Origin of the sequence: Conexibacter stalactiti, from assembly GCF_033542075.1 — a bacterium.
Lineage (GTDB): Bacteria > Actinomycetota > Thermoleophilia > Solirubrobacterales > Solirubrobacteraceae > Conexibacter > Conexibacter stalactiti.
Map to the genome: position 1 here is coordinate 83,861 of NZ_JAWSTH010000008.1, position 23,760 is coordinate 107,620.

A 23,760-nucleotide genomic window follows, 5' to 3' on the forward strand; every position below is an offset into this window, starting at 1 on the left:
TTGACGCCGCCGGGGAGGCCCACAGTGCGCTTCGCGACGGTCAGCCGCCGACGCGGATCAGCTTCTTGTTGACGAACTCGTCGGCGCCGAAGCGGCCCAGCTCGCGGCCGAAGCCGGAGCCCTTGACACCGCCGAACGGCAGCTCGACGCCATCGGCGTCGACGACGTTGACGAAGACCATGCCGGCCTCGATCTGGTCGGCGACGCGCGCCGCCTGCTCGGCGTCGCTGGAGAAGACGTACGAGCCGAGGCCGTACGGCGTGTCGTTCGCGAGCCGCACGGCCTCCTCCTCGGAGGCGGCGCGGTAGACCTGCGCGACCGGGCCGAAGAACTCCTCCCGGTAGGCCGGGTTGTCGGGCGCGATGTCGGCCAGCACCGTCGCCTTGAAGTAGGCGCCGTCGCGACCGCCGCCGGCGACCAGCCGCGCGCCGCTGGCGAGCGCCTGCTCGACCTGCGACTCCAGCCGCTCGGCCGCCGCCTCCGACGACAGCGGACCGAGCGTCGTCTCGTCGGAGGAGGGGTCGCCCGGCTGCATCGCCGTCATCGACGCGGCGAGCTTGGAGAGGAACTCGTCGTAGTGCTCGTCGAGCACGACGAACCGCTTCGCCGCGTTGCAGGCCTGGCCGCCGTTGCCCATGCGCGCGGCGACCGCCGCCTCCACGACCGCGTCGAGGTCGTCGTTCTTGAGCACGAGGAACGGATCGGAGCCGCCCAGCTCGAGCACGACCTTCTTCAGGTGGCGCCCGGCGATCGCGGCGACGGCGGCGCCGGCGCGGCCGGAGCCCGTCAGCGAGACGCCCTGAACGCGCGGATCGCCGATCACCCACTCGATCTGCTCGTTGGTCGCGTAGATGTTGACGTAGGCGTCGGCGGGGAGGCCGGCGTCGTGGAAGATCTGCTCCATCGCGGCGGCCGACTCCGGGCACTGCGGCGCGTGCTTGAGCAGGATCGTGTTGCCGATCAGCAGGTTCGGGCCGGCGAAGCGAGCCACCTGGTAGTACGGGAAGTTCCACGGCATGATCCCGAGCAGCAAGCCGACCGGGGTCCGGCGCACGAGCGCCGAGCCCTCGCCGTCGAGCAGTCTGATCGGCTCGTCCTTCAGCAGCTCCGCCGCGTTGTCGCAGTAGTACTCGTAGATCGCCGCGCTGAAGTCGACCTCGCCGAGCGCCTCCTGCACCGGCTTGCCCATCTCGCGGACGATGATCGCCGCCAGCTCCTCGCGCCGCTCGGTGTGCAGCTCGGCCGCTCTGCGCAGGACCGCCACGCGCTCCTCGAGCGTCGTCTCCCGGCCCCACGGCGTCGCCGCCGCCGCGGCCCGGCCGATCGCATCCTTCAGCGCCTCGTCACTGATGACGTCGTAGGTCTTGAGCGTCGTCCCCGTCGCGGGGTCGACGACTGCGTAGGTCGGTGTGGACAACGTGTTCCCTCTCTGGTGGATGCGGTCAACGACGTGCCTACATCGTTGATGCCCTACCTATCACGTGGCGACGCGACGAAATGTCCAGTTCAGCGGGCTCGCTCTCGACGTCTGTGAGTGTCGTGCGGCTGCGACGCGCTCTCCTTCGGCACCTGGGCGCTCACGCGTAGAAGCGCACGACGGTGTCGGCGACGCAGGCCGGCTTCGGCGCGCCGGGGATCTCGACGGTCACCCGGATCAGCGCCTGCACGCCGCCCGCGACGTCGCTCACCGAGACGATCCGCGCGCGAGCCTGGACCGACGCGCCGACCGGCACCGGCGACGGGAACCGCACGCGCTCGAGCCCGTAGTTGACGCTCATCGACGTGCCCTCGACCCGCAGCAGCGCGCCCGACAGCGGTCCCACCAGCGACAGCGTGAGGAAGCCGTGGGCGGTCGGCGCGCCGAAGGGACCGGCCGCCGCGCGCTCGGGATCGGTGTGGATCCACTGGCGGTCGCCGGTCAGCTCCGCGAAGCCGTCGATCCGCGCCTGCTCGATCGTCACGGGCGCGCCGGGGCCGAGCTCGGCGCCGGCCATCCCCCGCAGCGCCTCGATGCTGCCAACGACGGTGGGAGTCATGCCGCCCTCGCGGGTCCGCCGCCGACCGCGTCCTTGACGGCAAGTGACACCGGCGGCGCGGTGCGCCAGTCGGGGACGCCGTCCTCCTCGGTCGCCAGCGGCCAGTCGCTGCCATGCAGCTCGGCCCAGTGCGCGTGCAGCATCTGGTGCATCGAGAAGGCGTTGGCGAGCGCCGTCTGGAAGCCCTGCGCGTCGACGGTCTGGTTGACCGCGTCCTTGGTCCCGAGCGCTGCGATCGTCGGGACCTGCGCGATCCGGCGCGCGAACTCCAGCGTGCGCCGCGGCAGGTCGGCGAGCGGGAAGACCTTGCTGACCATCCCGAGCCGGTATGCCTCGTCGGCGTCGATCGCGTCGCCGGTCAGCAGCAGCTCCTTCGCCTTGCGCGGACCGAACTCCCACGGGTGGCCGAAGTACTCGACGCCCGAGCCTCCCAGGCGCGGGCCGACGGGATCGGCGAAGCGCGCGTCGTCGGCGGCGACGATCAGGTCGCAGGCCCAGGCGAGCATCAGCCCGGCCGAGAAGATCTCGCCCTGCACCTCGGCGATCGTGATCTTGCGCAGGTTGCGCCAGCGCTTCGTGTTCTCCTGGAAGTAGTGGTGCTCCTGCAGCATGCGGCGCTCGGCAGCCAGCCGGGTGCCGCCGTTGATCTGGTGGGTCGGGTGCTGATCCGGGCCCGGCGCGGTCTCGGCGAGGTACTCCTGCGTGCCGAGGTCGTGCCCGGAGGAGAAGGTCCGCCCGGCGCCCGCGAGGATCACGACGCGCACCTCGTCGTCGCGCTCGGCGCGCACGAAGGCCTCGTCGAGCTCGACCAGCAGCCCGCGGTTCTGCGCGTTGCGGCTGCGCGGCCGGTCGAGCACGATGCGGACGATCCTGCCGTCGTCGAGCCGCTCGTAGCGCAGGTATCTGTAGTCGCTCATCTGCTTCCTTTGTGAGTGGAGGTCCAGGCGAGCTCCTGCTCGCGCACCGCCGCGCGCCGGACCTTCCCGGCCTCGTCGCGCAGCGGCTCGTCGACGAAGCGGAACGAGCGCGGGACCTTGTAGCGCACGAGCCGCTCGGAGACGAAGGCGCGCAGCGCCTCCTCCTCGAGCGCGCCCTCCGCCTGCACGACCGCGTGGACGCGCTGGCCGAGGTCGTCGTCCGGCAGGCCGACGACCGCGGCGGTGAGCACCTGCGGGTGCTCCAGCACCGCGGCCTCGACCTCGGCCGGATAGACGTTGGCCGCGCCGCTGACGATCATGTCGAGCTGGCGGTCGCTGAGGTAGAGGTAGCCGTCGTCGTCGAAGCGGCCCATGTCGCCGAGCGACTCCCAGCCGCCGTCGAGCACGCGCGGCTCGGCGCCGACGTAGTGGTAGGTCGGCGGCGTGCCGGCGGGGCGCCGCAGGAAGATCTCGCCGACCTCGCCGGCCGGCAGCTCGCGCCCGTCGGCGTCGACGACGCGCATCTCGCCCGCGACGACGCGGCCGACCGACCCGCGGTGCTCCAGCCACTCGGTTCCGTCGATCACCGTGAAGGCGATCGCCTCGGTTCCGCCGTAGCCCTCGACGAGACGCTCGCCGCCGACGAGGTCGATCCAACGCTCCTTCAGCCACGGCGGACAGGGCGCGCCGGTGTGGTAGATCAGGTCGAGCGAGCTGAGGTCGTAGACGCCCGGACGGTCGTCGAGCACCTTCAGCATCCGCTGCATCATCGTCGGCACGAGGCTGAGCCAGCCGACGCGATGCCGCTCGATCGCCGCGAGCGCCGCCTCGGCGTCGAAGCGCGGCAGCACGACGACGTGCTGGCCGACGTGCGAGCCGAGCATCGACCAGGCGAACGGCGCGTTGTGGTACAGCGGGCCGGGGACGAGCTGGACCTGCCCGCGCCGCATGCCGAAGCCCGCGGCGGCCGCGTCGACGTCGAAGGCGCCGCTGGAGCCGGAGACGATCAGCTTCGGCACGCCGGTGCTGCCGCCCGACGTCGGCGCCTTCCAGGCCGGCGAGACGCGGCTCTCCAGCGGCCCGTCGCTCAGCGTCGCGGCCGGCTCGAAGCCCGCCGGCACCGCCGCGCGGCCGGCCGCGACCTCCTCGCCGAAGCCGACGATCAGCGACGGGTCGGCGACCGCGATCACCTGCTCCAGCTCGCGCGCCGGCAGCCGGTAGGAGAGCGGCTGCGGCACCGCGCCGAGCTTCCAGATCGCGTAGGAGGCCGCGTACAGCTCGACGCCGTTGGGCAGCCCGACGCTGACGAAGTCGCCCTCGCGCACGCCCAGCTCGGCGTAGGCGCGCGCCAGCCGGTTCGCGCGTGACTCGAGCTGCGCGAAGGTGACGCTCTCGTCCCCGCACGTCACCGCCGGGTCGTCGGGCCGCGTCGCGGCGAGCGCGGTCAGGAGGTCGCCGATCGGGGGGAACCGCTCCGGCATCTCAGGCCGCCTCGGCAGCCGGGGCGACCCAGAGCGCAAGCTCGCGCCCGTCGGGATCGCGGAGCAGGCGGTGCTCGCCGGCCAGCTCCAGCACGGGGCGGGTCGTCGCGTCGTAGGCCGGCCAGTCGGGCAGCCCGGCGTGGCCGGGGTTGCCGGAGACGACGAAGGCGACCCAGGCGCGATGGACGTCGTCGGCGAGCGCCTGCGGGGCGCCGTCGCCGGTGAGCGCGCGCGCCATCGGCGTGTCGAGCGCGTCGAAGACGAACGGCAGCTCGACGGCGTGCGCGGCGCCGATCGCGCCGTCGAAGGCGGCCGACTCCCACGAGAAGCGGTAGAAGAAGGTCGAGCCGGGCCGCTGCGCGGCGTGCGCGTCGGCGAGCAGCGTCGAGCCGACGCGGTAGGAGCGGTCGGTCTCCAGCGCCGCGAGCAGGTCGACCGGCGACGCGTCCGGGCGCGTCTCGGCGTAGAGCGCGAGCGCTTCGGCGCCCTGGCCGGGGAAGGTCGCCTCGAAGATCGCGCCCACGATCTCGTCGTCGATCGCCATCATCCCGAGGCCGAAGACGAGGCGGAACTCGTCGCGGTTGGTGCCGATCAGCAGGTCGACGTCGGCCAGCTCGCCCGCCCGCGCCGCCTCCAGCGGCCGCCGCGGCACGACGGCGCCGCCGACGAGCGGCATGAACGGGTTCATCAGCGCCGCGATCTCATCGCCGAAGCGTTCGGCGTCGCGCGTCGCCGCCTGCTCGAAGAGCGACTTGACGACGGCGATCACGCGCTCGGGCTCGCGCTCGCGCAGCGCCCGCACCCCCTCGAGATCGCCGTCGGCCAACCCGAGCCCTCTGGCGACCTCGCGCGCCATGATCGCGCCCGACGCCTGCGACAGCAGCGGCTCGGGGTAGGCGCTCTGCGCGATCGCGCGCGCGAACAGGCCGCGCGCCGCCGGCGCCGCCAGCAGCGCGCAGACGGCGGTCGCGCCGGCCGACTCGCCGCCGACCGTCACGCGGCCGGGATCGCCGCCGAAGGCGGCGATGTTCTCCTGCACCCAGCGCAGCGCCGCGAGCTGGTCGAGCGTCCCGTAGTTGCCGCCGGCCGGATCGCCGTCGACGTGCAGGAAGCCGTCGAGGCCGAGGCGGTAGTTGACCGACACCACGACGACGCCCGAGCGGGCGAACGCGCCGCGGTCGAGCAGGTCGTCGCCGCTGCCGCCGAACAGGAACGCGCCGCCGTGGATCCAGACGAGCACCGGCAGGCCGGCGCCGCCGAGGTCGGGCGTCCAGACGTTGAGGCTGAGGCAGTCCTCGCCGCTGGGGAAGGCCGGCGCGAAGATCTCCGCGGCGACGCCGTCGAGCCCGATCTGCGGGGCGGCCGGGCCGTACGCGGTCGCGTCGCGCTCACCGTCCCACGACGCGGGCGCGACCGGCGGCGCGAACCGCAGCGAGCCGACCGGCGCCGCCGCGTAGGGCACCCCGCGGAAGACCGCGACGCCGTCCTCCACCGTCCCGCGAACCCGCCCGTACGTCGTCGAAGCAACCGCGTCCATCACGTCCCTTTCCTCATCCTCCAGCGTGCGAGCAGCATCCTCGCCGAGGACCCTCTCGACAAGGAGGGAAGCACCCGGCAGATAAGCGACGGGCGCTATCGTCTGCCGCGGAGTCCAGGAGAGAGGGCGCTGTCCATGCAGGTGCACGATGCGGTCGCACGCGGTCCGGCGGAGCTGCCGCTGGTCGGTCGCGACCGCGAGCTGAGCGCGTTCGCGCGGATGGTCGGAGAGGCGCGCGACGCGACCAGCCGCGCGGTGCTGCTGCGCGGCGAGGCCGGCATCGGCAAGTCGAGTCTGCTGACGCACGCGGTCGCCGCGCTCGCGGCCGACGGCTGGCTCGCGGTCGACGTGCGCGCCGACGAGCTCGACCGCCTCGTGCCCTACTCCGGACTGCGGCACGCGGTCGCGAGCTGCGTCGGCCGGCTCGACGCCGGAGCGGCCGCGCTGGCCGTCGAGCTGGTCGCGGCGCTCGACGTCGCCTCCGAGGAGCCGCCCGCCTCGTTGCACGCCGCCGCCGCGCGCTTCTTCTCCGCGCTCGCCGCCGAGCGGCCGGTCGTGCTCGCCTTCGACGACCTCGCGCTGGCCGACGACGACACGGTCGTGCTGGTCGCGAGCCTCCTGCGCCAACGCGAGCGCCATGCGCTCGTGCTGGCCGGCAACCTGCGCAGCCCGGATGCCGCCACGCCGGCGGCCGTCGACCGGCTGCTGGAGCGCCTGCACCGCGACGGGCTCGTCGCCGAGCTGGCGCTCGGACCGCTCTCGGACGAAGCGGTCGAGCAGCTCGTCACGCCGCTGCTTGCCGGCGCCGCGCGCGGCGACCGGCTCGTCGCCGCGGTGCAACGCCACAGCGACGGCAACCCGTTCTTCGCGCTGCAGGCGGTGCTCAACCTCACGGAGGGCGGCGCGCCCGGACCGGACGCGGCGCTCGACCAGGCCGAGTTCTCCGAGAACCGGCTGCGCTGGTTCCTGCGACGGGTGCTGCGCGTCGGTCCGGATGCGCACGCGCTCGGTCGCGCGGTGGCGCTGCTGCGCGTCGTCGGCCCCGGCCGTGTCGGGCTGGCCGCCGAGCTGGCCGAGCTCTCCCCCGCGCAGGCCGACGCCGCGTTCGACTCGCTCGTCGGCCTCGGCATCCTGCGGCTCGGCGACGACGGCGGCTACCGCGTCTGCCACGACCTCGTGCGCGAGGCGCTCTACCAGGAGATCGGGGCGGCGACGCGCTGGCGCTGGCATCGCCTCGCCGCCGATCGGCTGGCCGAGCTGCCCTCCTCGCCGGCGCTCGACCTCGAAGTCGCCGACCACGTCCGCCATGTCGCCGAGCCCGGCGACGAGCGTGCGATCGAGATGCTCACGCGCGCCGCCGAGCGCGCCGGCGCGACCGCTCCGCAGTCGTCGATCGCGTGGTTCAGAGCCGCGCTCGCGATCGCGCCGCCCGCCGACCCCCGTCACGCGCTGCTGCTCTCGCGCCTGTCGCGGGCGCTGCTGCTCGCCAATCGTCCGCAGGAGGCGATCGAGGCCGGTCGGCAGGCGCTTCAGGACCTGCCCGACGGCGCGCGGCGCGCGCGGCTCGCGACGCAGGTGGTCGACGCGCTGATCCTGATCGCGGAGATGGAAGCGGCCGCCGCGCTCGTCGACGCCGAGCTGGCGCGCGGCACCACCAGCCCGCGGTTCCTCGCCAAGGCCGCCCACGTGCACATGGGCGTCGGCCGCGCCGAGGAGGCGCTGGAGCGGGCGCGGCTGGTCGAGACGCAGCTGCCGCAGCTGCCCGCCGACGAGCGGATCGTCGCGCTCAGCCACCTGATGCGCATGCGCTTCATCCAACGGCGCGTCGACGAGCTGCTGCAGCTCTGCGACCTGATGGAGGAGGCGGCCCAGGACGCGCCGCCGTCGCTCCAGCTCGCGGCGCACTCGGCGATCGCCTACGCGAAGGCTGGGACGGGCGAGACGCGGCTGGCGTCGGCCGCGATCGGGCGCACGCAGCAGGTCCTCGCCGCCGTCGGCTGGACGCTCTACAAGAACGACCTCGCGATCGCGCAGGTCCAGAACGCGACGCAGCTCGGCGACTGGTCCTCGGCGCTCTCGCTCGTCGCCGCGACCTCAGAGGAGCTGGAGGCGGCCGGTTCGCTGATGTACCTCGGCGTCCTGCGCGCCGCCGAGATCGAGATCCTCGCCAACCGCGGCGAGTGGGCGGCCGCACGGCGCGCCTCCGAGCAGCCGCTGTCCGGCAATCCCCACTGCGACGCGCTGCAGGTATGGGCATGCGCCGGCTTCGACCTCCTCTCCAACGACCTCGACGCCGCGCGCACGCGGCTCAAGCGGCAGCTGGAGCGCCCGACGCTGCCCCGCTGGGTGCGGGCGCTGCTGCTGAGCCGGCTCGCGGAGGTCGAGGTCGAGGCCGGCCGCCCGGCGCTCGCCGCCGAGCTGACGGCCGGCCTCGTCGCGGTCGAGCGCAGCACGCTCGACCATCAGACCTACGTCGCCGCCCGCCTCGCGCACGGCCGCGCGACCGGTGACGTCGAGGCGCTCACCGACGCGCTCGCGGTCGCCGACGAGCACGCGCTCACGCTGCAGCGCGGCCAGGTCCGCCTCGCGCTGGGAGCGCTCGACGTCGATCCCGAGCGCAACCTGACCGAGGCGGCGCGGATCTTCCAGTCGCTGGAGGCGGCGCCGTGGCGCCGCCGGGCGAACGCGGAGCTGCGGCGGCGCGGCCTGCCGGTCCCGCGCCAGCGCGCCCGCTCGAGCAGGCTGCTGACCGAGACCGAGGAGCAGGTCGCCCGCCTCGTCCACCAGCGCTGCACGAACCGCGAGATCGCCGCGACGGTCTTCCTCAGCGTGAAGACCGTCGAGGCCTATCTGAGCCGCATCTACGCGAAGACCGGTTGCGCCAACCGCGTCGACCTCGCCCGCGCGATCGACGCCGGCCTGCTCGACCGCGCCGAGGCGGCCGCGGTGACCGACGAGAGCGACCTGGTCGAACCGGTCAGCTGAAGGCCTCCGCCAGCGGCCCCGAGAGCGGCACCGGCGGACCGATCGCCGCGCCGAGGCATTCGTGCGCCATGCCGAACGCGATCTCCTTGACGAACAGCTCGCGCCACGGCTGGATCAGCGTCGCGCGCGCCAGCCGCCGCTGCACGCGGCTCTTCGACATGAACACGCTCTCTGCGATCTCCCATGCGCGGTCGAGCAGCCGCTCGGCCGGCAGCACCTCGCCGACGAGCCCGAGGCTGAGCGCCTCCGCTGCCTCGATCCGCTGGCCCGAGTAGAGGAAGTAGCGGCCGCGGTTGTGGCCGAGCAGCTCACGGAAGACGGTCTGCACGCCGTCACCGGGCACGAGCCCGAGCAGCTCCCAGTGGCCGTCGTAGAACGAGGTCGTCTCCGAGCAGATGACGATGTCGTTCAGCAGCGCCAGCTCGGCGTGCGCCCAGACCGGGCCGTTGATCGCGCAGATGACCGGCACGTGCAGCCCCAGCAGCGCCATCGGCTCGCGCGTCTGGTCGCGGTAGGTCAGGTCGTAGCCCGTCTTCTCGGTGTTCCAGTGGCCGAGCATCCCCTGGCCGACGTAGTCCTCGGTGTTCAGCTCCGCGTTGAACGTGTCGCCGGTGCCGGTGAGGATCACGACCTCGACGTCGTCGTCGTGGTCGATCGTCTGGAACAGCGGGATCAGCATGCGGTGCGGGCCGCCGCCCCAGCGCAGCGGGCCGCCGTCGGTGTGCATCCTCACCTCCAGGATGCCGTTCTCCAATCTCAGCTTGAAGAACTGCTCGAACGTCGGCGCGTACTGCTCCAGGTGGGTGCGGTAGAGGCCGTCGATGCTGGTCATTGCGTTGCTCCTCTTCGTGTCTTCGCCAACAGCAGCAGGCGCCCGCCCCACAGTGCGAGTCCGACCGCGATGATCAGTGCCAGGCCGTTGAACAGATCGGTCACCCAGTCGGCGGCACCGGCCAGCTGGAGTCCCTTGACGCCCGTCGCGAGCAGGAAGATCGCGATCAGCGTCCCCACCACGTTGAACTTCCCCGGCTTGATCTGCGTCGTGCCGAGGAACGCCGCGGCGAACGCCGGCAGCAGATACGCCGGCCCGAGGTCCGGCGTCGCGGTGCTCAGCTTCGACGCCAGCAGGATGCCGGCGCACGAGGACAGCAGCGCCGAGGTCACGAGCGAGCCGAAGACCATCCGGCCGGTGCGCACGCCGGCCAGCCGCGCCGCCTCCGGGCCCGCGCCGGTCGCCTCGACGCGGCGTCCCCACGGGGTGTGTTCGAGCAGGTACCAGACGACCGCGGCGATCGCGAGCATGTAGATCGCGATCGCCGGCAGGCCGAGGACGCGGCCCTCGGTCAGCGCGGTCAGCGAGTGCGGCACGCCGCTGACGATCTGATCGTGCGAGATCGCCCGCGCCGGCGCGATCAGGACCGAGCTCATCGCAAGCGTCGCGATGAAGCTGTTGATGCCGACGCCGACGACGAGGAAGGCGTTGACGGCGCCGATGCCCGCGCCGATCGCGAGCGTGATCAGGATCGCCGGGACCAGCGGCACGCCCGAGCGCGCTGTCAGCGAGGAGACGATGATCGCGGAGAGGCCGAGCATCGCCCCGACCGAGAGGTCGTACGCGCCGGCCGCCAGCGCCGGCAGCAGGCCGATCGCGATGATCGCGGTCACCGCCTGCTCGCTGGCGAGCGTCTGGACCGTCAGCGACGTGAGGAAGGTATCGGGCACCCACACCGCGAACAGCGCGATCAGCGCGGCCCAGATGACGAGGCCGCTGTAGTTCGAGAGGCGCAGCGTCATGCGCGGCCAGAGCTCCCGGTCGTCGTCGTCGCGCCGGCCGGCACGAGGATCCGCTCGCTGATCGCGTCCGCGCTGAGCGAGGAGCCGCTCAGCTCGGTCTGGACGCGGCCGCCGGCCATCACGAGCACGCGATCGCAGATCGCCGCCAGCTCCTCGTGGTCGGTCGAGGCGACGACGACCGACAGGCCCTCGTCGGTGCCGGCCGCGAGCTGCTCGTAGATCGCGGCCTTCGAGCCGACGTCGACGCCCTGCGTCGGCTCGTCGAGCAGCAGCACGGACGGTCTGCAGCGAAACCAGCGCGCGAGCACGACCTTCTGCTGGTTGCCGCCGCTCAGCTGCGCCAGCGGCCGCTCGCCGTCGTCCGGTACGACGCGCAGTCGCTGCAGCCAGTGAGCCGCCTCGCGTCGCTCGGAACGTGCCGCGACCCAGCCGATCCGGTTGCTCGCGATCCGCGGCAGCGTGACGTTCTCGCGCAGCGACAGCGACGGCGTCGAGCCCCGCGTCGCACGGTCGGCGGGGATCAGCGCCAGGCCGGCGGCGATCGCCCGCGACGGCGTCAGCCGCGCGTGCTCCCGCCCGTCGAGCACGAGCCGTCCCGCCGACCACGGACGGGCGCCGAACAGCAGGTACAGCAGCTCCTCGCGTCCCGGTCCCGACAGGCCCGCGATGCCGACGATCTCGCCGCGATGGACGTCGAGGTCGATCTCGCGCGCGACGTCGCCGGTGATGCCGCGCACCGACAGGATCAGCTCGTCCCGCGGTCTCGGCGCGGGCGGGTAGAGCTCGTCGAGGCGGCGCCCGACGATCAGCTCGACGAGCCTGTCGTGGTCGAGCCGGCCGACCGGCGCCGTCGCCACCCGGCGGCCGTCGCGCAGCACGCTGACCCTGTCGGCGATCGCGAACACCTCTTCGAGGCGGTGGGTGACGTAGAGGACGGTCCCGCCGCGGTCGCGGATTCGCCGCACGAGCGCGAACACCTGCTCGACCTCGCTCTCCGGCAGCGCGGCGGTGACCTCGTCGAGCACGAGCACGCGCGCCGGCGGGGCGCTCGGGTGCAGCGCGCGCGCCACCGCCACCATCGTCCGCTGCGCCGGCGACAGGTCGCGCAGCAGGCAGCTCGGATCGACCTCGATGCCGAACTCCGCCAGCAGCGCCGCTGCCGCCGCCCGCTCCCGCCGCCGGCTGAGCCAGCGGCGGCCGGCGTAGCGCTCGCCCAGCGCGAGGTTGTCGATCACGTCGAGGCCGTCGATCAGCGCCAGGTCCTGGTGGACGAAGCGCACGCCGGCCGCGTGCGCCGCCGCCGCGTCTCCGAGCGCGAGCGGCATGCCGAAGACCGCCGCCTCCGGCTCGCCATCGGGCTGGTGGAAGCCCGCCAGCAGCTTGATCAGCGTCGACTTCCCGGAGCCGTTCTGACCGAGCAGCGCGTGCACCTCGCCGGCGCGCAGCTCGAGGTCGACGTCCGCGAGCGCGAGCTGCGCGCCGAAGCGCTTGCTCAGCGCGCGCAGCTCGAGCGCGCTCACTGGACGAGCCACGCTCTCTCGAAGGTGGCCGCGGTGTCGGGGACGTCCCACTGTCTGCTGACGTCGGCCTCGCCGATGTTGTCGCCGTCGAACAGCTGACGCTGGCCGACCGGGGCGGCGAGGGCCTCGGGCACCGTCTCGCCCGCCTCCAGGCGCGCCGCCGCGTCGGCCATCCGCCAGCCGAGCGAGACGCCCTCGTTCGGGATCGCCGCCGCCTCGACGCCGTCCTTCACGAGCTGGAGGTTCTGCTGCTGCGAGAAGGAGCTGGCGAGCTTGACGTCGGTCAGGCCGGCGCTCTTGAGCGCCTGCCCGATGCCGAGCGCGCCCGATCCCGTCGTGATCACGTAGTTGACGTCGGGGTGGCTCTGGATGTAGCTGACGACCTGGCCGGGTATCGTCTTGCCGGCCTCGGCGAGCTGCACTCTGAGCGTGTCGAGCGTGCAGTCGGGGCACTGCGCGGCCGCCTGTTCGACCGCTTCCAGCACGCTCTGCTGGAGCGGGATCGAGGGGTCGTAGAGCAGCACGATCTTCCCCTTGCCCTGCGAGTCGGCGATCGCCCAGTCGGTCATCGCGGTGGCGTTCGCCTGGTGGAACGGGACCGATCCGATCGCCGCGTCGACGCCCTGATCGCCGACCTGCGTCGGCCCGCCCGTCGTGATGACCTTGATGCCATCCTTCTCCGCCTGCTCCAGCTGCGCCGCGATCGCCGCGACGGGCACGACGTCGATCGCGAAGATGACCCCCGGCTTCTCGGCCACGGCCTGCGTCCACGCCGCGGCGATCGCCTCGGGCGTGACGTCGGGCGTCAGCGTCGTGAGTCTCCACCCGAGGCTCTTCAGCGCCGGCGTCAGCGCGCCGGCGACCGCCGCGCACTCGGGGTACTTGCAGCCGATCCAGACGGCGCTTCTGCCCGACGGCGGGCGTCTGCCCAGCGCCGGGACGTCGATCGGCCGCGGCGGCTTGCGCAGCTCGGCGACCTTCGCCTCGACCGCGGCGAGCCCAGCGCCGCCGCTCGCCGTCGTGGTCGTGGCCGTCGCCGACGTCGCCGCGGCTGTGCCGCCGTCGGCGTCGTCGCTGCTGCCGCAGGCGGTGAACGTCACCGCCGCCGCGAGCGACGCCGCCACGACGCAGCCCGTCGCCCACCGTCCCCGTCGCGTCCTGGCACGGGCAGTCCCGGCACTTTGCGTCCGCATGCGATCTCTCCTCCGTCGTCGAAGGTGTCGCGCAAGCCGACGCGGCGACACCCAACTGAGAGGCAGCGTGCCAGCGGTGCTGGTGCCCTCGCTAGTGGGGAGGCTCCCCTGAGCTAAGCGCCGGAGCAGCGGCGACGATGAGCGCGGACCACGGCGCTCCAGCTAGCGCAGCAACGCGGATCCGGGATTGTCGCCGAAGTCATCTCAGCTGTTGAGACCCTGCCGCGTCGCCGATCGACCAGAACACCCGTCGGTCATTGATCGCGACTGCGTCGAACGCTCCCGAGTACGAGCCGGTGGCGGTCTGCGCGACCTGTCGCGGAACCCCACGCGGCGGCACCAGCCAGACCGCCTGGTTCGCGGAGTGCGACGCGTTGACCGCGACCCAGGCGCCCCACCCTCTCGCGTTCACCACGAACGAGATGATGTCCGGCAGTGAACCGTTGGCGTCTCTCGTGAGCGGCACGGAGCGGATGCTGTCGCGACGCGAGTCGTAGATCGCCACGTTGCCCCGGCACGTCGAGCGATCGCCACGAGCGTCAATCGGCATACAGCGCCGACGCGGGAAGATCGCGAAGCGACCACCGAGCGCGACCGGCGCGTGGTCGGCCTCCCAACTCGCCGAGGTCAGATACCGCGGCCGTCTCGCTCTCGCCGGACAAGCCCAGTACTTCAGATCGAAGCCGGCCAGCGACTCCCCTTGCTGGAACAGCCGCAGATGCTCGTTCGCGGCCACCGTCGTTCCCGCCGACTGGCAGGAACGCGCACGGGTCAGCGAAACGCTCGCGGTCGTCTACGCCGCTGCCAGCTGCTCCAGCACCTTCAGCACCTCGTCGTCATGCGTTCTCGGCGTCACTCTCGGGATCACGTGCGCGACCGTGCCGTCGCCGTCGATCACGAAGGTCGCGCGCAGCGCGCCCCAGTACTTCTTCCCGTACATGCTCTTCTCGGCCCAGACGCCGTATGCGTCGCAGATCGCGTGGTCCTCGTCGGCCAGGAGCGTGAAGTCGAGCGCGAACTTGTCGGCGAATCTCTTCACTCTGGCGACCGGGTCCGGCGAGACGCCGAGCACGACCGCGCCGGCCTCGGCGTAGTTGGGCAGATGGTCGCGCACGCCGCATGCCTGCGTCGTGCAGCCGGGGGTGTCGGCCTTCGGATAGAAGTAGAGGACAACCGTCTTGCCCGCGAAGTCGGACAGGCTGACGTCATTGCCGTCCTGGTCGGGAAGCGTGAACTGAGGGGCCTTCTCGCCGGTCTCGATCATGGGTGCCTTTCGCTGCTCGCGGATCCGTCGCGGCGGAGGATACGAGGCAGGCGCGCTCTCCGCGCGATGGCGTGCGCGCGCTACTTCAGCAGCCGCGACATGCGGCGGTCCTTCAGCACTCTGCCGCCGGTCTGCTCGCGCGGGCAGTACGAGATCACGTAGTCCTCGTAGTGGACGGCCTTCAGCTCCTCGCCGCACGACGGGCAGGGCTCGCCATGTCTGCGGTGGACCTTCAGCGGCAGCGGCAGTCTGTCGGGCAGCGGCAGTCTGAGCGTCTGCTCGTAGTGGTCGATCGCGCCGCCGAGGATCGCGACGGTCGCGTCGCGCAGCGTCGTCGCCTCCTCCTCCGACAGGTCCTTGCCGCGCTTGAACGGCGACAGTCTCGCCTGCCAGAGGATCTCGTCGACCCACGAGCGGCCGATGCCGGCGATCGTGCGCTGGTCGCGCAGCAGCGTGTGCAGCGGCCGCGCCTCTCTCAACAGCTCGCCGAACGGCGGCGGGTCGGGCCACGCCTCCGGTCCGAGCGTCGCGACCGACTCCTCCGTGTCGACCTGCTCGGCGCGCAGCAGCTTCGCCCACGCGCGCTGCTTGGTGCCGAACTCGCGCAGCCGCAGCTCGCGGCCGTCGTCGAGGCGGATCAGCACGCGCGAGGTTCTGTCGCGCAGGCCGGCGCGTCTGTCGTAGAGCTGCAGGCGGCCGGCCGACATCAAATGCAGCAGCAGCACCAGGCCGCTGTCGTTGGCGAGGGCGAGCTGCTTGCCACGGCGCGAGATGCCGGTCAGCGTCGTGCCGTCGAGCGCGTGCAGCGGCGGGTCGAAGGTCTTGATCGCGTTGATGCCGGGCGCGAGCGTCGACTCGACGCGCGCGCCCGCGACGGCCGCGCCGAGCAGGCGGGCGGTGATCTCGACCTCGGGCAACTCGGGCATACGCCTCACCAGGCTAGTCGACGGGGCGCGCACTGATCCACCGAACCACCGCCGGACGTATTGATTCCAGATTCCGGAGCGATCCCGCAACTCCGCCCCACGCCCGTGGTTAAGACAACCGTTACACGTCTTGAGAAGAGCGTTTCAAACACGTTATGGCGGCTTAACAGCCCGCGACCAGACTGGCGGCCATGATGACTGACATCCTCCTCATCGCAGGGCCTGAGGGACACGACGCAGAGCTCGTCGCCTCCGCCGCTGCCTACCAACCGCACCACGTCACCGTCTTGATCGAGGCTGACGATCCGATGTGGGCTCACAGTGACGCACCGACCGCGCAGGCGCGCCGTGACAGGCTCGCGACGCTCCTGACCGCGACCGCGCTGGCGACCGGCGCCGGCGTCGTCGGGATGGTCGGCGACAGCTCGCAGCTGCAGGTCCAGGGCTTCGACGCGATCGTCGGCTCCCGCACGCTTCTCACCGCCGCATAGAACCACTGCATGAGACGTCCCCGCGGCCCTCGCCGGGCGCTCCCCCTGCGCCCGGCGAGCCGGCGGCAACCGCGACACCTCCGCCGCCCGCTCGCATAGCGTTGCGGCCGTGAGCGAGCCCTCGATCGTCGACACTCCCGCCCAGGCGGCCGCGCTGGAACTGCCGCCGCTGCTGGTGCGCGAACCGCTCGCCGCCTTCCTCGACGCCCGCGGCCTCGGCAGCGGCCCGCTCGACGCCTCGCCGATCGGCGACGGCCACTCCAACGTCACCTACCTGATCCGCCGCGACGGCGCCGAGCTGGTCCTGCGCCGCCCGCCGCGCGGCCCGCTGCCGCCCTCCGCCCACGACGTGCTGCGCGAGGCGCAGCTGCTGGAGGCGATCGCCCCGACCGCCGCGCGCACCCCGGCGGTCCTCGCCACCTGCGCTGAGGAGGCCGTCATCGGCGCTCCCTTCTACGTGATGGCGAAGGTCGAGGGCGACGTGCTCGTGCACGAGGTGCCGGCGGCGCTCGACCCGCCCACGCAGCGCGCCCGTGTCGGCGAGCAGCTCGTCGACGCGCTCGCCGAGGTCCACGCCGTCGACTGGCGCGCCTGCGGCCTGGAGGGCTACGGCAAGCCGACCGGCTACCTGGAGCGCCAGCTGCGCCGCTTCGGCGGGCTGTGGGAGCACAACCGCACACGTGAGCTGCCGACGCTCACGCGCGTCAGCGAGTGGCTCGCCGCGCACCGGCCGGAGTCGGGTCCCGCGACGATCGTGCACGGCGACTACCGCCTCGGCAACGTGATGTTCGAGCCGGCCGCGCCGGCGCGGCTGGCGGCGATCTTCGACTGGGAGCTGGCGACGATCGGCGACCCGCTCGCCGATGTCGGCTACCTGACGGCGACGTGGGCGCAGCCCGGCGACGAGGATGCCGGCACCGTCTTCGCGCTCGGCGCCGTCACGATGCAGCCCGGCTTCCCCGCCCGCGAGCAGCTGATCGCGCGCTACGAGGAGGTCGCCGGCCGCTCGATGCGCGACGTGCGCTGGTACCAGGCGCTGGCGCTGTGGAAGGCCGCGATCTTCCTCGAGGGCTCCTACAGACGGCTGCTCGCCGGCACGACCGACGATCCCTTCTTCGCGCTGCTGGACACGGGCGTCCCGAAGCTCGCCGAGCGCGCCTGGGACGTGGCGCGCGGCGCTTCCGAATAGCATCCGCCGCCGTGTCGTCCGGAAGCACCCAGCCGCCCCGTCGCCCGCGGCCGCAAAGACGCCGCGAGCCCGCCGGTCGCGGCGGCCCGCTGCCGCAGGTCGCGGGCCTGCCCGCCTGGGCGCTGCCGGCCGCCGGCGCCGTCGTGCTGCTGCTGCTCGTCCTGCTGCTCGTGCGCGGCTGCGGCGAGGACGGCCTGACCGCCGACCAGCTGCGCGCGCAGGCGACCGAGATCTGCGCGAGAGCGAACGCGGTCACCGACAGAATCGCCGTCCCCAACGCCCCCACCGGCGGCGAGCGCTTCCTCGTCGAGGGGCTCGCCGTGCTGCGGCCGGCGATCAACAGACTGGCGCTGCTGGAGCCGCCGGAGGAGCTGCGCGACGACTACGAGAAGGCGGTCAGAGGCAGCGCGGCGCGGCTGGACCTGATCGCCAAGTCGGCGCGGCGGATCAACAGGGGCGGCGACACGATCGACGAGTACCGGGCGCTCCAGAGCGACCTCGAACGCAGCTCGATCGCCGTCGACGCGAGCTGGCGGGTGCTCAGAATCCCCGCCTGCGCCAGCCGCTGACTCTGCCGGATGACAGATGCAGGCCGGCCCTTCGGAGGGAGCGGCTTCTGCCACTTGTGAGAGGCGCGCGCCCCGCCGCTCCCCGATCGTGACGGCCATGTCACGACGCTTCCACACGCTCGCGCTCGCCGCCGCCGCGCTCGCGCTCACCCCCGCGGCCGCGCTCGCCGCCCCGCTCAGATTCCAGGCCGTCAAGGTCTCGGTCGACGGCACGTCGAGATCGGCGCTCGACACCGGCGACGCCAGCTACGGCTACAGCGGCAGATTCGACTACGCCGGCGAGGGCAGATCGCTCGGCGCGCTGAAGGCGACGCCGAAGCCGGGCGAGCTGGTCTCGCTCGTCGTCAAGCCGGTCACCTACACCTCCAGCAGCAACGCGACGATCCGGACGAACGACAGAACGTTCGACTGCAGCCTCACGAGAGCGCCGGCCGGCTTCGCGCCGCCCGGGATCGCCGCCGCCGTCTCCTTCTCCAAGACCGTGATGCGGATCCAGTGGACGGTCATGACGGCGCCGATGAAGTGCCCGCCGCACTCGCCGATCTGGTCGTTCCCGGGGCTGCCGTCGGCGGCGACGACGCTCGACTACCCGCTCGCGCAGGTCCGCTCCACCAAGGTCGGGAAGAACCTGCGCCTGAAGCTCGACCGCGTCCACAGATGGAGCAACGACGCCGGCGCCCACGAGCTGACGCTGCGCGGCTCGATCTGGCTCAGACGAGTCGCCTGAGACGGGACCGCGCGAAAGGCGCCCCGCGCGAACGGGGCGCCGCCTCCGCCTCAGTCGCGCTTGCCGCGGCCGTAGAGCAGTCTCGTCAGCTTCCCGAGCAGCTGGGTGGTGCGCTTCTTGTACGGGAACATGTGCGGGTCTCTCTTGCCCGCGAAGCGCGTCACCAGCAGCGTCTGCTGCTGCGTGTACTTGCGGATCCCGCCGGCGCCGTGGCGGGTGCCGAGGCCGGATGTCTTCCAGCCGCCCATCGGCAGCTCCAGCGCGGTGTAGTTGACCTGTGCGTCGTTGACGCAGACGGTGCCGGCCTCGACGCGGCGGGCGAGCTGCTCGCCGCGGCGGACGTCCTTGGTCCAGACCGAGCCCTGCAGGCCGTACGGCGAGTCGTTCGCCAGCCGCAGCGCCTCCTCGGCGTCGGCGACCTTCATGATCGGCAGCGTCGGGCCGAACGTCTCCTCCGTCATGCACGACATCGTGTGGTCGACGTCGACGAGCACGGTCGGCTCGTAGAACATGCCGGGGCCGGGCGCCACTCTGCCGCCGGTCAGCACGCGCGCGCCCTTGGCGACCGCGTCTCTGACGTGGCTGTCGATGATGTCGAGCTGCGGCGGGAAGGTGACGGCGCCGACGTCGATCGAGCCGGGACCGGCCGAGCGGCCCTGGCGCAGCGCCTTGACCTTGTCGGTCACCTTCGCGACGAACTGGTCGTAGACCGGCGCCTCGACGTAGACGCGCTCAATCGAGATGCAGACCTGGCCGCCGTTGTTCATCGAGTAGTAGGCGGCGGCGTTGGCGGCGCGCTCGAGCTCGGCGTCGGCGAGCACGATCATCGGGTCCTTGCCGCCCAGCTCCAGCCCGACGGGGGTGAGCGTCTTGGCGGCCCGCTCCATCACCTTCTGGCCGGTCTTCGTCGAGCCGGTGAACATGACGAAGTCGACGCCGTCGATCAGCGCGGCGCCGGTCGCGCCGTCGCCGGTCGCGACCTGGAAGACGTCCTCCGGCAGGCCGGAGGCGCGCAGGCACTCGGCCATCAGCAGCGACGTCAGCGGCGTCACCTCGCTCGGCTTCAGGATCACCGCGTTGCCGGCGGCCAGCGCCGGGATGCAGTCGCCGAAGGAGTTCGTCAGCGGGAAGTTCCACGGGCCGATCACGCCGACGACGCCGACCGGGCGGTAGCGCACGACGAGCTTCTTGCCCTTCACCAGCGGGTTGGCTGACTTGATCGACTCGTCCGCGAGCAGGTTCGGCGCCTCCTTGGCCCAGAAGCCGAAGGCGGCGGCGGCGTACATGATCTCGGCGAGCTGGGCGTCCTCGTAGGTCTTGCCGGTCTCCGAGACGATCGTCGCGATGATCCGCTCGGAGTTGTCGGTGACCCACTTCTGCGCGCGCCGCAGCACGCGCCCCCGCTCCTCGAAGCCGATCGCCTCCCACGCCGGCTGAGCGGCGCGCGCGCTGGCCACCAGCTCCTTCACCTCGGCGCCCGAGAGCGTCGGGATCGTGGCGATCGTCTCGCCGGTCGCCGGATTCTCCACGGGGATGCCGGTGCCGATCTGCTCGGCTGCCGGCGCCTGCTCGACACTCGCCATTGACCCTCTCCTTCTCGGTGCGGTCGCTCGTCTCCACGTCCACCCTACCGAAGCCGCGCAGCCGATTGGCCAGCTGGCCAGTGGCGTCATCTAATTCTGATTGCTACTGTCAGTTTCGAGTGACTGCCAAAAGATTGGAACTGCCATGAAGCAGGATGACCCACGCCGCTGGTGGGCGCTCGCCGCGCTTGCGCTCGGCGTGCTGACCGTCGCGCTCGACTCGACGATCGTCAACGTCGCGCTGCCGACGCTCGCGCGCGAGCTGGACGCCTCCACGAGCGAGCTGCAGTGGATCGCCAACGCCTTCAACCTCGTCTTCGCCGCGGCGCTGATGCCGGCCGGGATGCTCGGTGACCGCTTCGGCCGCAAGCGGCTGCTGCTCGGGGCGCTCGCGCTGTTCGGGCTCGCCTCGCTCGCCTGCGCGCTCGCCACGACCGCCGGCCAGCTGATCGCCGCCCGCGCGCTGCTCGGGCTCGGCGGCGCCGCGCTGATGCCGCTGTCGATGGCGGTCCTCCCACAGCTCTTCTCCGAGCGCGAGCGGCCGAAGGCGATCTCGACCTGGGTGGCGGCGACCGCGATCGCGCTGCCGCTCGGCCCGATCCTCGGCGGCGTGCTGCTCGACAGCTTCGCGTGGGGGTCGATCTTCCTCATCAACGTGCCGGTCGTGCTCGGCGCGCTGGTCGCGATCGTGCTGTTCGTGCCCGAGTCGCACGGCGACCGCGGCGCGCGCATCGACGTCGCCGGGATCGTCCTCTCGGCCGCCGGTCTCGCGCTGCTGACCTACGGCGCGATCGAGGCCGGCGAGCGCGGCTGGGGCGATGGCGCCGTGCTCGCCGAGCTGCTCGGCGGCGCCGCGCTGCTGGCGCTGTTCGCCGGCTGGCAGCGGCGGCTGGAGCGGCAGCCCGGCGGACACCCGCTCGTCGACCTCGCGCTGCTGCGCTCGCCCCGCTACCTGTGGTCGACGGTGCTGGCGACGCTCGTCTCCTTCGCGCTCTTCGGCCTGCTGTTCGTCACGCCGCAGTACTTCGCGATCGTCGAGGACAGTGACGCGCTCGGCACCGGCCTGCGGCTGCTGCCCGTGATCGGCGGGCTGATGGTCGGCTCGCGCCTCTCCGGGCGGCTGCTGCGGCGGGTCGGCGCCAAGCTGATGATCGCCGCCGGGTTCGCGCTGATGGGCGGCGGCTTCGTCGCCGGCGCGACGACCTCGATCGAGAGCGGCTACGGCTTCGCCGCCGCCTGGATCGCGATCGTCGGGCTGGGGCTCGGCTGCGCGCTGCCGACGGCGATGGACGCGGCGCTCGGCGAGCTGTCGAGCGAGCGCGCCGGCGCCGGCTCGGCGTTGATCCAGGCCGCCCGGCAGGTCGGCGGCACGCTCGGCGTCGCGCTGCTGGGAACCGTCCTCGCCTCCCGCTACGGCGGCATCGGCGACGGCCCGGCGGCGTTCGTCGAAGGGATGCAGACGCTGCTGTGGATCAGCGCCGGAGTCGCCGCCGCCGGCCTCGTGCTGGCGCTGGCGGCGATGCCGCGCGGCGCGCCGTCCGGCGAGCCAGCACAATCTGCCCATGGCGCCCCCGCCTGACACCAGCGAACGACCGCTCGGCCTGCGCGAGCGCAAGAAGGCGAGAACGCGCGCCGCGATCCAGCTGCACGCCCTGCGCCTGTTCAAGGCGCAGGGCTACACCGCGACGACCGTCGACGAGATCGCGGAGGCGGCCGAGGTCTCGCCCTCGACCTTCTTCCGCTACTTCCCGACGAAGGAGGACGTCGTCCTGCACGACTCGCTCGACCCGCTGCTGCTCGCCGCCTTCCGCGGACAGCCGGCCGAGCTGACGCCGCTGCAGGCGCTGCGCGCCGCGCTCGCGCAGATGCGCGCCGAGCTGCCGCCGGAGGAGTGGGCGCGCGAGGAGGCGCGGCACGAGCTGGTCGTCGCCGTGCCGGAGCTGCGCGCGCGCCTGATCGACGGGATGCTCGCGATGACGCACCTGCTCGCCGACGTCGTCGCCGAGCGGGTCGGCCGCGCCCCCGGCGACTTCGAGGTGCGCGTCTTCACCGGGGCGCTCGTCGGCGTCGCGATGACGACGATGCTCGAGGCCGACGAGCACGCGATCGACGGCTACTTCGCGCGCTTCGAGGAGGCGCTGAAGCTGCTCGAAGCGGGGCTGCCGCTGTAGCGGCGGCGCCCGCTCAGCGCACGAGCGCGAGCCGGCCGTAGGCGCCCGCGCGCGGGATCACCTCGTCGGCGTCGGTCCCCAGCCAGCCCTCGATCAGCGAGGCGTAGACCTTGCGGAAGTCGACCGTGACGCGCAGGTTGTCCTCGCGGTCGAGCGACGTCAGGCTCGGGTAGTCGGTCAGGATCCCGGAGGCGGCGTGGTTGCCCTGGACCCACGCGATGCCGCCGGCGCCGTGGTCGCTGCCGGCCGACTCGTTGCCCTTCGGGCGGCGGCCGAACTCCGACCAGACGAGCGTCAGGACGCGATCGGCGAGACCGCGCGCGTCGAGGTCGGCCTGGAAGGCGGCGAGCCCCTGCGAGACCGATCTGAGGCCGGCGGCGAGGTCCTCCGGCTGGTTGTCGTGCGTGTCGAACTCGCCCTCGGCCTGGACGGCGGCGACGCGCACGCCCAGCGGCTGCGCGATCAGCGCCGCCAGGCGCGACATGCGCGTGGCGAAGTGGTCGTCCTCGGGGTAGGCGACCGGCGGCGCGAGCGGGTCCTTGCCGTCCTGCTCCTTGTACGGCGCGAGCTGGTCGCCGACGCGCTTGGCCAGCAGCGCCGAGTTGCGCACCGCCTGCGGTCCGACGCCGCCGTTGGCGTGGTGGGCCAGCTCCTCCCACGCGTTCATCAGGTGGGCGCGCGGCTTGTCGTCGACGCCCCAGATCTCCAGCCCGACGTCGCCCGGCGACTCCAGCGCCGCGACCGGCGCTGAGCCGGTCGCCAGCACCGGCGAGAGCGTCGAGCCGAGCGTCAGCCCCTGCAGCGGGTTCTCGCGCGAGCCGTTGCGGTCGAGCCAGCGGCCGAGCCAGCCGGGCGCGGCGCGGTCGGTGATCAGGCCGGTCTCCCAGAAGTGGCGCGAGTGGAAGTGCGAGAGGTCGGGGTTGGCGTAGTCAATCCCCGGCAGGAAGCCGACCTTGCCGGCGTCGTAGAGGCCCTTGACGCCGCCGCCCGTGCCCTGAGTCAGCGATGGGTGGATCGCGAGGCCGGTGCCGCCGAGCAGCGGCGGGTCGCCGATCTTGGTGCCGGGGCGCAGGTCGGCGTAGGTGCCGTACTGGCCGACCGGCGGCAGCGTGTCGAGCAGGTCGGCGCCGCCGGGCAGGAAGACGGTCACGAGCACGCGGTTGCCGGGCGCGGCGGCGGCGTCGGCGGTCGCCGCCTCGATCAGCCCGCCGAAGTCCATCGCGCGGCCGGCCCAGATCGCCAGCGCGCCGCCGAGGCCGCCGCCGACGATCTGCCGGCGCGTCATGCGCGGCGCCAGCCAGCGCTCGCGCGCGGCGGCGCTCGTCTGGCGGAAGTCGTCGCAGCCCTTGTGGACGGGGCGGGTCATCGGGCTCCCTC

General features: G+C 72.8%; 21 protein-coding genes. 7 read left to right on the forward strand and 14 right to left on the reverse strand.

The genetic code is table 11. The features are described from left to right. Positions 1-40 precede the first annotated feature (40 nt). From R7226_RS05420 to R7226_RS05440, 5 genes are all read right to left on the reverse strand, one after another. Positions 41-1,417 (reverse strand): NAD-dependent succinate-semialdehyde dehydrogenase, encoded by a 1,377-nt coding sequence (locus tag R7226_RS05420; RefSeq protein ID WP_318596017.1) that lies wholly within the window; start codon positions 1,415-1,417, stop codon positions 41-43. Positions 1,418-1,577: 160 nt separating this feature from the next. Then, complete coding sequence (locus R7226_RS05425) at positions 1,578-2,036, reverse strand: MaoC family dehydratase (protein ID WP_318596018.1); 459 nt, start codon at positions 2,034-2,036, stop codon at positions 1,578-1,580. After that, positions 2,033-2,953, reverse strand: a complete 921-nt coding sequence (locus tag R7226_RS05430; protein ID WP_318596019.1) for an enoyl-CoA hydratase — start codon at positions 2,951-2,953, stop codon at positions 2,033-2,035. Before R7226_RS05430 ends, R7226_RS05425 begins: the two co-directional genes overlap by 4 nt. Further along, complete coding sequence (locus tag R7226_RS05435) at positions 2,950-4,434, reverse strand: AMP-binding protein (protein ID WP_318596020.1); 1,485 nt, start codon at positions 4,432-4,434, stop codon at positions 2,950-2,952. The genes R7226_RS05430 and R7226_RS05435 overlap by 4 nt, the downstream gene beginning before the upstream one ends. Before the next feature lies 1 nt (position 4,435). Beyond that, entirely contained in the window at positions 4,436-5,971 is a 1,536-nt protein-coding gene (locus tag R7226_RS05440) for a carboxylesterase/lipase family protein (RefSeq protein WP_318596021.1), read from the reverse strand. Positions 5,972-6,106: 135 nt separating this feature from the next. Here R7226_RS05440 and R7226_RS05445 point away from each other — a divergent pair, with 135 nt between their 5' ends. Next, positions 6,107-8,956, forward strand: coding sequence for an ATP-binding protein (locus R7226_RS05445; RefSeq protein WP_318596022.1), 2,850 nt, complete (start codon positions 6,107-6,109; stop codon positions 8,954-8,956). On the opposite strand, the gene R7226_RS05450 is transcribed toward R7226_RS05445, so the two are convergent. The 7 genes from R7226_RS05450 to R7226_RS05480 form a co-directional block, all read right to left on the reverse strand. Continuing rightward, positions 8,949-9,788, reverse strand: a complete 840-nt coding sequence (locus tag R7226_RS05450; protein ID WP_318596023.1) for an enoyl-CoA hydratase/isomerase family protein — start codon at positions 9,786-9,788, stop codon at positions 8,949-8,951. The genes R7226_RS05445 and R7226_RS05450 overlap by 8 nt on opposite strands. After that, a complete protein-coding gene (locus R7226_RS05455) occupies positions 9,785-10,750 on the reverse strand; it encodes an ABC transporter permease (protein WP_318596024.1) in 966 nt (321 codons plus the stop codon). Before R7226_RS05455 ends, R7226_RS05450 begins: the two co-directional genes overlap by 4 nt. Beyond that, positions 10,747-12,270 (reverse strand): sugar ABC transporter ATP-binding protein, encoded by a 1,524-nt coding sequence (locus R7226_RS05460; RefSeq protein ID WP_318596025.1) that lies wholly within the window; start codon positions 12,268-12,270, stop codon positions 10,747-10,749. The genes R7226_RS05455 and R7226_RS05460 overlap by 4 nt, the downstream gene beginning before the upstream one ends. After that, the gene (locus R7226_RS05465) at positions 12,267-13,394 is read right to left on the reverse strand and encodes a sugar ABC transporter substrate-binding protein (RefSeq protein WP_318596026.1); all 1,128 of its coding nucleotides are present in this window, start codon (positions 13,392-13,394) and stop codon (positions 12,267-12,269) included. Before R7226_RS05465 ends, R7226_RS05460 begins: the two co-directional genes overlap by 4 nt. Before the next feature lie 268 nt (positions 13,395-13,662). Then, the gene (locus R7226_RS05470) at positions 13,663-14,199 is read right to left on the reverse strand and encodes a hypothetical protein (RefSeq protein WP_318596027.1); all 537 of its coding nucleotides are present in this window, start codon (positions 14,197-14,199) and stop codon (positions 13,663-13,665) included. Between the two features lie 57 nt (positions 14,200-14,256). Further along, positions 14,257-14,727, reverse strand: coding sequence for a thioredoxin-dependent thiol peroxidase (bcp, locus tag R7226_RS05475; RefSeq protein WP_318596028.1), 471 nt, complete (start codon positions 14,725-14,727; stop codon positions 14,257-14,259). Between the two features lie 80 nt (positions 14,728-14,807). After that, on the reverse strand, positions 14,808-15,653 hold the full coding sequence (locus R7226_RS05480) for a DNA-formamidopyrimidine glycosylase family protein (protein WP_318596029.1): 846 nt from the start codon (positions 15,651-15,653) through the stop codon (positions 14,808-14,810). A gap of 194 nt (positions 15,654-15,847) precedes the next feature. Here R7226_RS05480 and R7226_RS05485 point away from each other — a divergent pair, with 194 nt between their 5' ends. From R7226_RS05485 to R7226_RS05500, 4 genes are all read left to right on the forward strand, one after another. Further along, positions 15,848-16,144, forward strand: a complete 297-nt coding sequence (locus R7226_RS05485; RefSeq protein WP_318596030.1) for a hypothetical protein — start codon at positions 15,848-15,850, stop codon at positions 16,142-16,144. 109 nt (positions 16,145-16,253) lie between these two features. After that, positions 16,254-17,333 (forward strand): phosphotransferase family protein, encoded by a 1,080-nt coding sequence (locus R7226_RS05490; protein ID WP_318596031.1) that lies wholly within the window; start codon positions 16,254-16,256, stop codon positions 17,331-17,333. Positions 17,334-17,344: 11 nt separating this feature from the next. Then, entirely contained in the window at positions 17,345-17,902 is a 558-nt protein-coding gene (locus R7226_RS05495) for a hypothetical protein (protein WP_318596032.1), read from the forward strand. A gap of 97 nt (positions 17,903-17,999) precedes the next feature. After that, on the forward strand, positions 18,000-18,629 hold the full coding sequence (locus tag R7226_RS05500; protein WP_318596033.1) for a hypothetical protein: 630 nt from the start codon (positions 18,000-18,002) through the stop codon (positions 18,627-18,629). A 50-nt stretch (positions 18,630-18,679) separates the two neighbouring features. Here R7226_RS05500 and R7226_RS05505 read toward each other — a convergent pair whose 3' ends face one another. Beyond that, positions 18,680-20,212, reverse strand: a complete 1,533-nt coding sequence (locus R7226_RS05505) for a succinic semialdehyde dehydrogenase (protein ID WP_318596034.1) — start codon at positions 20,210-20,212, stop codon at positions 18,680-18,682. A gap of 145 nt (positions 20,213-20,357) precedes the next feature. Between R7226_RS05505 and R7226_RS05510 the strand changes: the two genes are divergently transcribed. Both R7226_RS05510 and R7226_RS05515 read left to right on the forward strand, forming a co-directional pair. Continuing rightward, positions 20,358-21,791 (forward strand): MFS transporter, encoded by a 1,434-nt coding sequence (locus R7226_RS05510; protein WP_318596035.1) that lies wholly within the window; start codon positions 20,358-20,360, stop codon positions 21,789-21,791. Beyond that, positions 21,775-22,383 carry an acyl-CoA-like ligand-binding transcription factor gene (locus R7226_RS05515; protein WP_318596036.1) on the forward strand — a complete coding sequence of 203 codons (609 nt, stop codon included), beginning with the start codon at positions 21,775-21,777 and terminating at the stop codon, positions 22,381-22,383. Before R7226_RS05510 ends, R7226_RS05515 begins: the two co-directional genes overlap by 17 nt. Before the next feature lie 13 nt (positions 22,384-22,396). Here the strand turns inward: R7226_RS05515 and R7226_RS05520 are convergent, their stop codons facing one another. Beyond that, positions 22,397-23,749 (reverse strand): DUF1501 domain-containing protein, encoded by a 1,353-nt coding sequence (locus tag R7226_RS05520; protein WP_318596037.1) that lies wholly within the window; start codon positions 23,747-23,749, stop codon positions 22,397-22,399. Between the last annotated feature and the right edge of the window lie 11 nt (positions 23,750-23,760).

Coding starts and splice junctions, on each gene's coding strand:
- R7226_RS05425 (WP_318596018.1), bottom strand. CDS start 2,036: ATGACTCCCACCGTCGTTGGCAGCATCGAGGCGCTGCGGGGGATGGCC.
- R7226_RS05430 (WP_318596019.1), bottom strand. CDS start 2,953: ATGAGCGACTACAGATACCTGCGCTACGAGCGGCTCGACGACGGCAGG.
- R7226_RS05435 (WP_318596020.1), bottom strand. CDS start 4,434: ATGCCGGAGCGGTTCCCCCCGATCGGCGACCTCCTGACCGCGCTCGCC.
- R7226_RS05440 (WP_318596021.1), bottom strand. CDS start 5,971: ATGGACGCGGTTGCTTCGACGACGTACGGGCGGGTTCGCGGGACGGTG.
- R7226_RS05445 (WP_318596022.1), top strand. CDS start 6,107: ATGCAGGTGCACGATGCGGTCGCACGCGGTCCGGCGGAGCTGCCGCTG.
- R7226_RS05450 (WP_318596023.1), bottom strand. CDS start 9,788: ATGACCAGCATCGACGGCCTCTACCGCACCCACCTGGAGCAGTACGCG.
- R7226_RS05455 (WP_318596024.1), bottom strand. CDS start 10,750: ATGACGCTGCGCCTCTCGAACTACAGCGGCCTCGTCATCTGGGCCGCG.
- bcp (WP_318596028.1), bottom strand. CDS start 14,727: ATGATCGAGACCGGCGAGAAGGCCCCTCAGTTCACGCTTCCCGACCAG.
- R7226_RS05480 (WP_318596029.1), bottom strand. CDS start 15,653: ATGCCCGAGTTGCCCGAGGTCGAGATCACCGCCCGCCTGCTCGGCGCG.
- R7226_RS05485 (WP_318596030.1), top strand. CDS start 15,848: ATGACTGACATCCTCCTCATCGCAGGGCCTGAGGGACACGACGCAGAG.
- R7226_RS05500 (WP_318596033.1), top strand. CDS start 18,000: ATGTCACGACGCTTCCACACGCTCGCGCTCGCCGCCGCCGCGCTCGCG.
- R7226_RS05505 (WP_318596034.1), bottom strand. CDS start 20,212: ATGGCGAGTGTCGAGCAGGCGCCGGCAGCCGAGCAGATCGGCACCGGC.
- R7226_RS05510 (WP_318596035.1), top strand. CDS start 20,358: ATGAAGCAGGATGACCCACGCCGCTGGTGGGCGCTCGCCGCGCTTGCG.
- R7226_RS05515 (WP_318596036.1), top strand. CDS start 21,775: ATGGCGCCCCCGCCTGACACCAGCGAACGACCGCTCGGCCTGCGCGAG.
- R7226_RS05520 (WP_318596037.1), bottom strand. CDS start 23,749: ATGACCCGCCCCGTCCACAAGGGCTGCGACGACTTCCGCCAGACGAGC.